The following is a 12,419-nucleotide window of genomic DNA, read 5'->3' as shown; positions in this document are numbered from 1 at the left end:
AGCATCCTTGCAATAAACTTCTCGTGTACTGGCACTTTAACGTCAAATGGCACAGTGCGGATAGGTACACAAGATTGCGGTGATGTTCAAAAATAGGTAGGTGGTGTCGAGGACTGGGATTTATGAAGCAAGCGAACCCGTCTCAGAAGCGCTTACCGAGAAGCTAGAGAGCAGAAGTTTGCTCGCAGCCCCCTGTGCGATGACCAGTCATTGGGTAACCAATCCGATATCCGGGTTTTCGATGTTCAACACATCGGGGGGCTCTAGTTCGAAGCGGTGTTCTTCATCGGGCTGGACGAGCTCGTCGCAGCAATACAGACGCTGTTCGAGCAGTTCCTAAATATGGACCCCACCCGGGCGGCGACTTACTTCGGCTTCATGATCGTTCATGTATGCCGTCTGAGTGGGGGAAAAATTGGGGGCATATAAAGATTCTTTCAAACTGAAGTCACTGTCATCTGATGGAAAAAGCCTTAGCCGAGGTCGCCGCCGCCCACCGGCAAGGTCACGCCGGTGATGTAGGAGGCCTCGTCGCAGGCCAGGAACAGAATTGCGCCAGCTTGTTCGTCGATGCTGCCGTAACGTTTCATCGAGCTGCTCTCGAGGGTCTGGTCGACGATCTGCTGGTACCACACACGCTCCTGCTCGCTCTGCGGCTGGCTGTTGCGCGGGATGCGCCGTGGCGGTGCCTCGGTGCCGCCGGGCGCGGTGGCGTTGACGCGAATCCCGCTGCCGGCAGTCTCCAGGGCCAGGCAGGCCGTCAAGGCATTCACGCCGCCCTTGGCTGCGCCATAGGGCACGCGATTGACCCCACGCGTAGCCACGGAAGACACGTTGACGATCGCGCCCGCGCCCTGCTCCAGCATATAGGGCAGCACGCAATGGCAGCACCACAACGTAGGGAACAGCGAGCGGCGCACTTCGGCCTCGATTTCAGCCTCGGCGTAATGCTCAAAAGGCTTGGCCCAGATGGTCCCTCCGACGTTATTGACCAGCACGTCGATGCGCCCGAAACGCGCCGTGGCGGCGGCCATCACCCGCGCGCACTCGCTGTATTGTTCCAGGTCGGCGGTCAGCGGTAGCGCTCGCTCATGCTGCAATTCATGCACGAGCTCGGAGCGATCTACCGCGACCAGCCAGGCACCCTCCTCCAGCAAGCGTTCGGCGACACGCCGGCCGATGCCTTGCGCAGCGCCGGTGACCAGCGCGACCTTGTTGTTAAACCGTTGAGTCATGCGGCAGTCCTCAGGCGGCATCGCACGGGGCGACGGCGTTAGGGGTGAATTTCTCGTAATGGAAGCTGGCCGGGGTCACGCTCTGCTGCTTGAAGTGCTCGCGCACCGCATCGACCATCGGCGGCGGGCCGCACAGGTACACGTCGACATCGCCGCCATTGTGGGCTTCGTCGGCCATGTGCTGGGTCACATAGCCCTGGCGCGGGTGAGTGGTGTGCGGATCAGCCACGCAGGTCACCAAGTTGAAGTCGGGCAAACGCGCGGTAAAAGCCTGCAACGCCTCGATCATCACCAGGTCCTGATCCCGCGTTACGCCGTAGATCAACCGGATCGGGCGGGTTTCCTGGCGCTGAGCGAGCACTTCAAGCATCGACAGGAACGGCGCCAGGCCGGTACCACCGGCCAGTAACAGCAGCGGCCGCGCCACCTCACGCAGGTAGAAACTCCCCAGTGGGCCGGTGATCGCCACGCTGTCGCCCGGCTGGGCGCGCTCGAGCCAACTGCTCATCAACCCGCCGGGCACGTGCTTGATCAGGAAGCTGGCGCGCGGGTCGCCCGGGCGACTGCTGAAGGAGTAAGCACGAGTCTGCCCACTGTCGGGCACGCTGATATTCACGTACTGGCCGGGCAGGAATACCGGCGCTTGGTCCAGTTCGAAACTCACCTCCAGCGCCGCATCGGCATGTCGGGTGATGCCGGCCAGCGTCGCGGCAAAGTGCGTGGTGCCGGTCTTGCAGGCGCTGGACGGCACCGGCACGGCGATCACGCAGTCGGACTGCGGCACCATTTGGCAGGTCAGTACGTGGCGCGCCTGCGCTTCGTCGGCGCTCAGGGCGTCGTCGATAAAGTCGTCGCCCAGGTCGTAGGCGCCGGTTTCACAGCGGCATTTGCAGGTGCCGCACACGCCGTCCGAGCAGTCCATGGGCAGGTTGATGCGTTGGCGGAAGGCGGCATCGAGCACCTTTTCCCCCACCTTGCAGTCGATGAAGCGGGTCACTCCATCCTCGAAGTTCAGGGCGATGGCATACGTCATGGCGGTGTCCTCAGATGTGGTAGATGTCGATGACCTGGTGGATGTAATCGTTTTTCAGCACCACCTTCTTGCGCGTTATCAGCGGCTGCTCGGCACGGATGTCGAGGCGATAGAAGGAGGTACCGAAATAACTGTCGGTGGTTTTGTAGCGGTGGCTGAGGGTGTGCCAGTTGAAACGCAGGTCCACCTGCGCGCCGTCGTCGGCCAGCACTTCGAGGTTGCACAGCATGTGCACGGTGCGCGGCTCGGGCGTGCTGGCGCTGGAGCGCTCAGTCTTGATGCGAAAGATGCGGTCTTCCAGGCCGTCACGGTTGGGGTAGTAGATCAGCGAGATTTCGCGCTGCGGGTCTTCGGTGAGGGTGTCGTGATCGTCCCAGGCGGGCATCCAGAACTCGGCCTTGGGCGAATAGCAGGCCAGCCAGTCATCCCATTGGCGGTCGTCGAGCAGGCGCGCCTCACGGTAAAGAAAATCCAGCAGTTGGTCACGGGCAAGGCTCATGGCTGCACCTCACGGTCGCTGGCAATCAGCCCTTGCTGTTCGCGCTCGATCGCACGCTGCAGGCTTTGGGCCCAGTGCGCATGCTGGCGCACAAACAAGCCCTCGTCCTCGGTCTTGACCCCGCTGAGCTGCGGTTGCATACCCATGGCCAAGGCATTTTCGTCCGCGCCCTCGACCCACTGCTTGGCGCCACGGCTCAAGTCATTCCACAGGGTGCTCGCGCCCTGGTAACCGGTCTGGCAGGCGCGGAACTCCTCGAGGTCATCCGGGGTGCCCATGCCGCTGACATTGAAGAAGTCTTCGTACTGGCGAATCCGCGTGGCGCGCTCCTGGGCGCTTTCGCCGATGGGCGCCATGCAATAGATTGTCACTTCGGTTTTATCCACGGCGAGGGGCCGCACCACGCGGATCTGGGTCGAGAACTGGTCCATCAGGTACACATTGGGGTAGAGGCAGAGGTTGCGGGTCTGGTCGACGATAAAGTCAGCGCGCGCTTGGCCCAGGCGTTCGGCCAAGGCCTCGCGGTGAGCGTGCACCGGGCGCACTTCGGGGTTGAGCAGGCGCGTCCACAGCAGGATATGCCCGTGGTCGAAGGCGTAGACGCCGCCCAGGCTTTTCGACCAACCATTGGCGTCGACGGTGCGCGTGCCTTCGGCGTCGTAGTTGCGCCGGCCCATGGTCGCCGAGTAGTTCCAGTGCACGGAGCTGACGTGGTAACCGTCGGCGCCGTTTTCGATTTGCAGCTTCCAGTTGCCGTCATAGACATAGGATGAGCTGCCGCGCAGCACCTCCAGGCCCAAAGGGGCCTGGTCGACCATCTGGTCGATGATGACGCGGGTTTCGCCCAAGTAATCGCTGAGTTCCGGCACCGCATCGCTGAGGCTGGCAAACAGGAAACCGCGGTAGTTTTCAAAGCGCGCCAAGCGCTTGAGGTCATGGGAGCCGTCGCAGTCGAAGCTGTCCGGGTAGGCGCCGGTCTTTGCGTCCTTTACCTTGAGCAGCTTGCCGGCGTTGCTGAACGTCCAACCATGGAAGGGGCAAGTGAATGAGCCCTTGTTGCCTTGTTTGCGCCGGCACAACATGGCGCCGCGATGCGCGCAGGCGTTGACCAGACCATGCAGCGCGCCGTGCTTGTCACGGGTGATGACCACCGGCTGGCGGCCGATCCAGGTGGTGAAGTAATCGTTGATCTGCGGCACCTGGCTTTCATGGGCCAGGTAGATCCAGCCGCCTTCGAAGATGTGTTTCATCTCCAGAGCAAACAGGTCGGGGTCGGTGAAGATGTCGCGGCGGCAGCGGAACACCCCAGTGGCGGGGTCTTCCTGTACGGACTCGCGCAATTGGCAGGCGAGTCGGTCGAGTGTACTGATCATGGGGCGGGCCCTCCGTTGTTCTTGTATCAGGCGCCCTCACCGTACGTGTTCGCCCTGCCCGTCAATATCCGCTGCCTGCACATCGCTATCCGCCAGGCGCACGTCGCTTAACGATGGCGTTTCCAGGTCTGCGACGGTAGTTCGCCGAAGCGTTTGCGATAGGCCTCGGAAAACCGTCCCAAGTGCATGAACCCATGGTCCAAAGCCACCTCGGTCACACTGCGCGTGCTGCTCAGTTGCAAGCGTGCATGCACGCGTTCGAGTTTGCAGCGGCGTACGTAATCGCGCGGCGACAGCCCCACCTGGCGCTCAAACAGGCTGTATAGCGAACGTTCACTGACGTTGGCCACGGCCATCAACTGTTCGACGCTGATGTCATCGCCCAAGTGCTGCTGGATAAATTCGTGCACCGCTTCAAACCCACCGCCGTGGGCAGCCCGGGGTGTCTCCCGCAACACATTGCTGCCCAGCAATGCCAGCAGCTTGTTGGCCACGATGCGTTCGTACAGGCCTTGCATGTGGGGCTCGGCAGCGTTTTCCGCCTCATGGCAGATCAACCCGAGCAACGGCAGGAAGCCGCCCATTTCACTGAGCGCGTGGCGGGCGGTCGTGAAGCGGACCCCCGCCCGCGGCAGGCTCCAGTGCTGCTCCAGGCAGGCGTTTTCCAGCAGGCGCACCGGCAGTTTGATGATGAATTTTTCGCAGTCGGCGGAATAGGTCAGGTCTACCGGGTCGTCCGGGTTGATCAGCAGAATTTCCCCCGGCCCGAACACATCATCCTCGCCACGGGAGTTGGAGCGGCAATGCCCGCTCAAGAGGATCTGCAGGTGGTAGATGGTCTCCAGCGCCACCGACGTGACCCGCACCGGTGCGCCGTAGCTGATGCGGCACAGGTCCAGGCTGGCGAAGGTGCGATGGCTGATACTTGCCCGGGGCCGGCCCCTGGGAGGCAGGCGAATGCAGTGGCTGCCCACATGCTGGTTGACGTAGTCCGACACCGCGTAGGCATCGGCGCCCTGGAAAATCTGGCTGCGCTCACTCAATAGCACGGTCATGGTCGCGACTCTTTTATCGTTATTGGGCTCAGGCTGACGCTTGGGTAGGGGGGCGTCCAATATGGATAAAGTCTGGAGGGATACCCTGGAGGTATCGTCGGGCGTGGCGCTCGCGACCTAGCGATACCCCCGCGCCTGAACATCGAACAACTCGGCATAGCGCCCACCCGCCGCCATCAGTTGATGATGACTGCCCTCCTCCAGGATTCGCCCGCCGTCCAGCACGATGATGTGGTCGGCATTGCGCACGCTGGAGAATCGATGGGAAATCAACAACGTCATGCGGCCCTTGGCGTGTTCGCGAAAGTGCTCGAATACCGCCGCCTCGGCGCTGGCGTCCAGCGCCGCCGTCGGCTCGTCAAGAATCAGCAGATCCGCCTCCTGGCGCATATATGCGCGTGACAAGGCAACCTTCTGCCATTGCCCACCCGACAACTCCTGGCCGCCAAGCCAGCGCCCTAACTGTGTGCCGTAGGTCTTGCTCAGGCGTTCGATGAACTCGGCGGCCACCCCCTGGGTTGCAGCCGTGCGCCAGCGCGGCTCGTCGTTCAGCGCATCGACGTCACCCACGCCAAGGTTCTCGCCGACGGTCATCTGGTAGCGGATGTAATCCTGGAAAATCACCCCAATGCGCTGGCGCAGTGTCTGTTCATCCCAGTCTTGCAAGTCGCTGCCATCCAGCAGAATACGCCCCTCGTGCGGGGTATACAGGCGCGTGAGCAGTTTGATCAGGCTGGTTTTGCCCGAGCCATTCTCGCCCACCAGGGCCAGGCTTTGCCCCGGCGCCAAGTGCAGGTTGATGTCAGCCAATGCCGGCCGCTCAGCGCCGGGGTAACTGAACCCCACGTGCTCGCAACGCAAACCGTCGCCGGGACGCGCGCCCTGGGTAAGCCGGCCACTCGGCACGACCACTGGGGTTAGCAGGTACTCATAAAGGTCTGAGAGAAACAGACTGTCGTCATACAGGCCGGCAATCGCGCTGAGGCTGGCGGTGATCGCGCTTTGCCCCTGCTTGAACAGCACGATGTACATGGTCATCTGCCCCAGGCTGGTCTGGCCGCGCACGGTGTCCAGCACCACCCAGGCGTAAGCCACATAAAACGCCGCGGTGCCCAGCAGGCCCAGGGCAAAGCCCCAGGCATCCCGGCGCACCGTCAACTGGCGGTCTTCGGCGTACAAGCGCCGGGCGTTGTCGCGGTAGCGCTTGAGGAACAGCGGCGCCAGGCCGAACAGCTTGACCTCTTTGGCGTGGGTCTCGTGGGACAGCAGCGATTCCAGGTAATTCTGTTGACGGGTCTCCGGCGCACGCCGGTGGAACAGGCGAAACGCATTGCCCGAGAAATGCGTCTCGGCGAAGAAAACCGGTAAGGCGCCGACCACCAGAATCACCAGCGCCCACGGCGAAAAGTGCACTAACAACACGGCAAAGCTGACCAGCGAGATCAGGTTCTGCACCAACCCCAGGCCCTTGGTGACCAGGCTCAGCGGCCGTGTCGACGCGCCCTGGCGCACGCGCACCAGCTTGTCGTGGAACTCGGCGTCTTCAAATTGCGTGAGCGAGAGGGTCTGGGCCTTCTCCAGAATCATCAGGTTGACCTTCACCCCCAACTGCACACGCAGCAAAGATTGCTGCATTGACAACGCACGCTGAGCGGCGGCCAGCAGCCCCAACACGCCCGCCTCGGCCAGCACGTATTGCATCACTGGCCACACGGGTGCCTGGCTGCCGGCTGCATGAATCTGCATCGCATGCACCACGCCGTCGACAATACGCTGGCCGATCCAGGCAGCCAGCGCAGGCAACAGACCTGCAACGATGGTGGCCAGCAGCAGGCCTATGAATAAGGGGCGCGACGTCCCCCAGACCAGCTTCAGTGCCCTGCGCGCCTGGATGGAAAACGCGCTCAATCGATTGAACAGCACCATCAATGGCATGGCCTCCGTGTGGGGGTTAGGGGTGAGACGGGTGGATTATGACAGGCGATGACGTCGCGCACATCCAACGGCGAGCCGACACGCCGCACCAGCCGGGTAATAAAAATAGGTGATCTTATAAAACTACAAGATAACAATATCTAATAATTAGCTTATTCTAAAAAAGACTTTCCCCGCAGTTTTTTATAGAGATATCTTCACTTCACAGACCGACCCCATGCCTGGCGGAGGACGTACCCCCGACATGGATCTCTCTCGATATGCCCGATATTTCTCACCCCGCCCCGCTAAAAAAATTCCACCTGTCGCTGTTGACCAGTTCGCTGCTGCTGGCGGCGGTACCCGCCTGCGCCGAGGACGCCAAGCTCGGCACGGTAACGGTGATTTCCACCGGTTTGCGCGGCCAGGAGCGTACCGTCGCCGACAGCCCGGCCCCCATTGATGTGATCAACAGCGAGCAGTTGCTCAAGACCGGCCGTGCCGAGTTGTCCGAGGCGATTGCCAAGCTGCTGCCCTCCTTCAACTTCGGCACCAATATCGCTGGCTACAACTCAGTGACGCGCCCGCTGAGCAACCGCAGCCTCGGCCCGGCCTACACCCTGGTGCTGGTCAACGGCAAACGGCGTCACAACGGCGCCACCGGCCAGCGCGGCTCGATCGACAACAGCGGCGCAAATGCCGTGGACATCGATCTGATCCCGGTCAGCTCGGTCGACCATATCGAAGTACTCAAGGACAGCGCCGCCGCCCAGTACGGCTCGGATGCGGTGGCTGGGGTGATCAATATCATCCTCAAGTCCGCCAACAACGGCGGGCACCTGGAGACCAGCTATGGTCAGTTGTATTCCGGCCAGGGCGAAACCATCAAGGTCGCTGGCGACCAGGGTTTCAAGCTCGGTGATGGCGGCTTCTTCCACCTCTCGGCCGATGCGCGCAAACGCGGCGAAGCGGCCTGGAACGACAAGGCCGACAGCAGCGTACGCGCCTTCAACGATCCGGCCAAGGAAGCGGCCTGGGACCGCGTGGCAATCAAGAACGGCGACCCCGACCTCAAGGCCTTCAACCTGGCCTACAACGCCGAACTGCCGCTGGAAGACCTGACCCTTTATTCGTTCTCCACCTACGGCGAGCGCGACGCCGAAGCGGCCAACTATTTGCGCCTGCCCACCGGCCGCGCGGCGGTGCCGGAGGTGTTCCCCGACGGCTATTACCCGTTGAACAACATCAAGGACCGCGACTACCAGTTGCTCTTTGGCGGCAAGGGCCAAGTGGCCGAATGGAACTGGGACCTGAGCACCACCTACGGGCGCAACAATGTGCACCACTCCAGCGACCTGAATATCAACCCGTCGCTGGGCACCGCTTCGCCGACCCAATTCGACAACCTGGCGACCTTGCGCTTCGAGCAATGGGTCAATAACCTCGACTTCACCCGCCGTTACGACAGCCTGTTCAACCTCACGTCGCCGGTGCAGGTGTCGGCCGGCCTGGAGCATCGCTGGGAGCATTTCAGCACCTTTGCCGGCGACCCCGAGGCCTATATCACCGGCACATACCCGGCGGCAACGGGCGCACAGGCGGCAGTGACCATTCGCCCCGAAGATGAAGTCAGCCTGATCCGCAACAACTACGCCGGCTACCTGGACCTGGGTTTTGACCTCACCGAGCGCTGGTTCCTTGATGTGGCCGGGCGGGTCGAACATTACGACGATGACTCGGGCAACACCTTCGGCCTCAAGGTGAACTCGCGCTACGAGCTGACCGACAGCGTGGCGGTGCGCGGCACCGTCGGCACTGGTTTCCGTGCGCCGTCGCTGACCCAGATCGGCTACACCGTGGCGGACAACCGCGTGGCTACCGACGTCAACGGCAACGTGGTTCCGGCAGTCACCCGCCTGACCCCGTCGGGCAGCAACCTGGCCAAGGCGCTGGGTGGCGATGACCTGAAACCGGAGAAGTCGCGCAACCTCGGCCTGGGCCTCACCTGGCAACCCGCGCCGCGCACCAGCATCACCGCCGACGCCTACCTGATCGACATCGACGACCGCATCGCCCTGACCAGCAATATCTATGACCAGGGCAATGGCGCAGTCAACGCGATCCTCGCCGACCAGGGCGTGCCCACCGGCACCTGGGTCAACTATTACACCAACGCCTTCGACACCCGTACCCGTGGCCTGGATGTGGTCGCCGACCACACCACGCCGCTGGATGCCTGGGGCGACGTGCGCTGGAGCCTGGGCTTGAACTGGAACAAGACCACCATCGAAGGCACCCGCGACACCCCGGCCGCACTGGTCGGTTCCGGCGTGACCCTGGTGGGCCGCGACCGCGAAGGTGACCTCACGCAGGCGTCGCCCAAGACCAAGTGGATCCTCGGCGCGAACTGGAAAGTGCAGGACCTCGCGGTCAACCTGCAAACCGCCCGCTACGGCGCGGTAAAGACCCTGGCGGTCAACCCCACCGGGGATCGCAGCTTCGGCGCCAAATGGATCACCGACCTCGATGTCAGCTACACCTTCGTCGACAGCATCACCGTAAGCATCGGCGGCACCAACATCTTCGACGTGCGCCCCGACCGGCACGCCGTCTACAGCAACCTGGGCCTGGCGCCTTACGGCAACCCGCCGTTCTATCCGGGCGGCGGCTACTGGTACACCAAGCTGGCCTACGACTTCTGATTCACATCGCCAAACGAGGGCACCCCATTGAACACCTCCAACTTGATGAGCCGTTTGCTGGCCCCCTGCGCCCTGGCGATCAGCCTGGCCGCCTGCTCACCTTCGGGCGACCAGGCGCAAGCGAACAAAACCCTGAACATTGCATTTTTTGGCGACAACACCACCCTGGTCAGCGTCGACCCATTCCAGGTGTACTGGCTGGAACATCGCGTGCTGCTGCGCAATGTCGCCGAGTCGCTCACCGACCAAGACCCGGCCACCGGCAAGATCATCCCCTGGCTGGCCAAGAGCTGGGAGATCAGTGACGACGCGCTGACCTACACCTTTCACTTGCGCGATAACGTGACGTTCAGCAACGGCGAGCGCTTCGACGCAAAAGCGGTAAAAAACGCGTTCGACAGCGACAAGGCACTGGCCACCCAGCTGCCGGCGACCTTCGGCGCCACCTACCTGGCAGGTTATGACCACGCCGAAGTGGTCGACGACTTCACCGTCAAGCTGTTGCTGGCCAAACCCAACGCGGGCTTTTTACAAGCCACTTCTACCACCAACTTGGCAATCCTTGCGCCCGCGTCCTACGCACTCACGGTCAAGGAACGCTCTCTGGGCAAGATCATCGGTACCGGGCCGTTTGTGCTGGCCAGCTATACCCCGGAAGTCGGCGCGCGCCTGACAAAACGCAAGGGTTACGCGTGGCCCTCGGCGAATATGAAGAACCCGGGTGAGGCACACCTGGACGCCGTCGACATCAGCTACATCCCCGAAGAGAGCGTGCGCAACGGCCTGTTCTTGCAGGGCAAGGCCGACATCCTGTGGCCACGCAACCCGTTTTCGGAGGTCGACCTCAAGCTGTTCCAATCCAAGGGCGCGACCATCCAGAGCCGCTCGCTGCCGGGCCCGGCGCTGAACCTGTACCCCAACACCCGTGGCGAGCGCATCCTCGCCGATCAACAAGTGCGCCTGGCCGTGCAGAAGTCCATCGATCGTAAGAGCTACGCCAGCACCGTATATAACGCCGAGTTTCCAGTGGTGGATGGCATTTTCGACGTAACCACGCCTTACTTCAAAAGCCAGGGCAGCAAGCTCGGCTACGACCCGGCAGTTGCCGAAAAACTGTTGGATCAAGCCGGCTGGGCCAAGGGCGCGGACGGTTACCGCAGCAAAAACGGCAAGCGTCTGAGCCTGAGCTACAACATCAGCCCGGCCGAAACCGCGGGTGACGTGCTGATCCAGGACCAACTGCGCAAGGTCGGCATCGATCTGAAGCTCAGCGTGGTGACCCGCGCCGAATGGGTGGCCAATAACTCCGCCGGCAACTACGACCTGACCATCAACTACATGACTCGCGCTGACCCGATCATCCTGCAAACCATCCTCGACCCGCGCAGCGCCAACAACTCCACCGTGGCCACTAACACCTACGAACCGGCCACCCTGGAAAAAGCCACGGGCTTGTTCGATGCCGGCATTACGGCCACCCAAGGCGCACAGCGTGCCGCCGCCTATGGCGACCTGCAGGACCTTCTGATCGACGAAAGCTCGGCGTTCCCGGTGTACGAGCGCGTGTGGCAGGCGGCAATGTCGCCGAAGGTGAAGAACTTTCGCTGGACTGCCGAGGGCTTCGCGCTGCTGGGTGATATCGAGATCGGCACACCATGAGCCGCTACCTGATCGGACGCGTCGGCCAGGCTCTGCTGGTGCTGTGGGGGGCCTATAGCATCACCTACTTGATCCTCTATCTGCTGCCGGGCGACACGCTGTCGATCATGCTCAGTGCTTCGGGCATGGAGGCCGATTCACTGTCGGTGGCCGACCTGGCCAAGGCGCGGGCCTATTACGGCCTGGACAAGGGCCTGTTCGAGCAATATGTCGACCTGCTGCTGGGCGCCTTGCACGGCGACTTCGGCCAGTCCCTGTCGCTGAACCGCCCGGTATCCGAGTTACTCGCCGAGCGCCTGCCGCAAACCCTGTCCCTGGCCGGCCTGGCGATTGTGTTGTCGCTGGTCGGCGGCATCGGCCTGGCCTACCTGACCGCCTACATTCGCTGGCAACCGCTGAAAAAAGCCTTGGCGCGCCTGCCTTCCCTGGGGTTTTCGGTGCCGGTGTTCTGGATGGGCCTGTTGCTGATCCAGGTGTTTGCCTTCGGCCTCGGCTGGTTCCCCGCCACCGGCAGCCGAGGCTTTGAAAGCCTGGTACTGCCGGCGGTCACCCTGGCGATTCCAAGTGCGGCGGTGTATGCCCAAGTGCTGCAGCGCAGCTTCCAGGGAGTGTGGCAGGAGTCGTATATCGTCACCGCCTACGCCAAGGGCCTGAACCGTGGCCAGGTGCAAGCGCGCCATGGGTTTCGCAACGCGGCGCTGCCGATTCTCACCCTGATCGGCCTGCAGGTGGGCAACACGGTGTCCGGTGCGGTGCTGGTGGAAACCATCTTCGCCCGCTCCGGCATCGGCCGCCTGGCCCAGGAGGCCGTGCTGCGCCAGGACATCCCGGTGGTGCTGGCGATTGTCGCGGTGTCGGCGGCAGCCTTTGTGCTGGTCAACCTGCTGGTGGATTTGCTGTACCCGTGGCTCGACCCGCGCATTTCCCACACGCCAAAGGTGTCCTAGAC

9 protein-coding genes are annotated in these 12,419 nt (G+C 62.5%); 3 read left to right on the top strand and 6 right to left on the bottom strand.

The genetic code is table 11. From position 1 onward, the window contains the following. Nucleotides 1-473: 473 nt before the first annotated feature. The 6 genes from V8689_RS13950 to V8689_RS13925 all read right to left on the bottom strand — a co-directional run bounded on the left by V8689_RS13950 (nt 474) and on the right by V8689_RS13925 (nt 7,121). A complete protein-coding gene (locus V8689_RS13950; RefSeq protein ID WP_056785614.1) occupies nt 474-1,235 on the bottom strand; it encodes a 1,6-dihydroxycyclohexa-2,4-diene-1-carboxylate dehydrogenase in 762 nt (253 codons plus the stop codon). 10 nt (nt 1,236-1,245) lie between these two features. Next, a complete protein-coding gene (benC, locus tag V8689_RS13945; RefSeq protein ID WP_056785617.1) occupies nt 1,246-2,268 on the bottom strand; it encodes a benzoate 1,2-dioxygenase electron transfer component BenC in 1,023 nt (340 codons plus the stop codon). A 10-nt stretch (nt 2,269-2,278) separates the two neighbouring features. Further along, entirely contained in the window at nt 2,279-2,767 is a 489-nt protein-coding gene (benB, locus tag V8689_RS13940) for a benzoate 1,2-dioxygenase small subunit (protein WP_056785619.1), read from the bottom strand. Further along, nucleotides 2,764-4,140 (bottom strand): Rieske 2Fe-2S domain-containing protein, encoded by a 1,377-nt coding sequence (locus tag V8689_RS13935; protein WP_032891968.1) that lies wholly within the window; start codon nt 4,138-4,140, stop codon nt 2,764-2,766. Before V8689_RS13935 ends, benB begins: the two co-directional genes overlap by 4 nt. Before the next feature lie 107 nt (nt 4,141-4,247). Beyond that, the gene (locus V8689_RS13930; RefSeq protein WP_056785622.1) at nt 4,248-5,195 is read right to left on the bottom strand and encodes an AraC family transcriptional regulator; all 948 of its coding nucleotides are present in this window, start codon (nt 5,193-5,195) and stop codon (nt 4,248-4,250) included. A 117-nt stretch (nt 5,196-5,312) separates the two neighbouring features. Beyond that, nucleotides 5,313-7,121 carry an ABC transporter ATP-binding protein gene (locus tag V8689_RS13925; protein ID WP_056785714.1) on the bottom strand — a complete coding sequence of 603 codons (1,809 nt, stop codon included), beginning with the start codon at nt 7,119-7,121 and terminating at the stop codon, nt 5,313-5,315. A gap of 269 nt (nt 7,122-7,390) precedes the next feature. Here V8689_RS13925 and V8689_RS13920 point away from each other — a divergent pair, with 269 nt between their 5' ends. Genes V8689_RS13920 through V8689_RS13910 form a run of 3 tightly spaced genes read left to right on the top strand, consistent with a single transcriptional unit; the run spans nt 7,391 to nt 12,417 of the window. Next, entirely contained in the window at nt 7,391-9,811 is a 2,421-nt protein-coding gene (locus V8689_RS13920; protein WP_056785626.1) for a TonB-dependent receptor plug domain-containing protein, read from the top strand. A 45-nt stretch (nt 9,812-9,856) separates the two neighbouring features. Continuing rightward, complete coding sequence (locus V8689_RS13915; RefSeq protein ID WP_056785718.1) at nt 9,857-11,470, top strand: ABC transporter substrate-binding protein; 1,614 nt, start codon at nt 9,857-9,859, stop codon at nt 11,468-11,470. After that, nucleotides 11,467-12,417 carry an ABC transporter permease gene (locus tag V8689_RS13910; RefSeq protein WP_056785628.1) on the top strand — a complete coding sequence of 317 codons (951 nt, stop codon included), beginning with the start codon at nt 11,467-11,469 and terminating at the stop codon, nt 12,415-12,417. The genes V8689_RS13915 and V8689_RS13910 overlap by 4 nt, the downstream gene beginning before the upstream one ends. Nucleotides 12,418-12,419 lie beyond the last annotated feature (2 nt).

Source organism: Pseudomonas sp. AK181, from assembly GCF_051122975.1.
Taxonomy (GTDB): domain Bacteria; phylum Pseudomonadota; class Gammaproteobacteria; order Pseudomonadales; family Pseudomonadaceae; genus Aquipseudomonas; species Aquipseudomonas lactis.
This window is presented reverse-complemented; position numbering and strand designations above follow the sequence as displayed.

Excerpts from the sequence above, each read along its gene's own strand:
- V8689_RS13930 (WP_056785622.1), bottom strand. The coding sequence starts at position 5,195 with ATGACCGTGCTATTGAGTGAGCGCAGCCAGATTTTCCAGGGCGCCGAT.
- benC (WP_056785617.1), bottom strand. The coding sequence starts at position 2,268 with ATGACGTATGCCATCGCCCTGAACTTCGAGGATGGAGTGACCCGCTTC.
- benB (WP_056785619.1), bottom strand. The coding sequence starts at position 2,767 with ATGAGCCTTGCCCGTGACCAACTGCTGGATTTTCTTTACCGTGAGGCG.
- V8689_RS13910 (WP_056785628.1), top strand. The coding sequence starts at position 11,467 with ATGAGCCGCTACCTGATCGGACGCGTCGGCCAGGCTCTGCTGGTGCTG.
- V8689_RS13935 (WP_032891968.1), bottom strand. The coding sequence starts at position 4,140 with ATGATCAGTACACTCGACCGACTCGCCTGCCAATTGCGCGAGTCCGTA.
- V8689_RS13915 (WP_056785718.1), top strand. The coding sequence starts at position 9,857 with ATGAGCCGTTTGCTGGCCCCCTGCGCCCTGGCGATCAGCCTGGCCGCC.
- V8689_RS13920 (WP_056785626.1), top strand. The coding sequence starts at position 7,391 with ATGCCCGATATTTCTCACCCCGCCCCGCTAAAAAAATTCCACCTGTCG.
- V8689_RS13925 (WP_056785714.1), bottom strand. The coding sequence starts at position 7,121 with ATGGTGCTGTTCAATCGATTGAGCGCGTTTTCCATCCAGGCGCGCAGG.
- V8689_RS13950 (WP_056785614.1), bottom strand. The coding sequence starts at position 1,235 with ATGACTCAACGGTTTAACAACAAGGTCGCGCTGGTCACCGGCGCTGCG.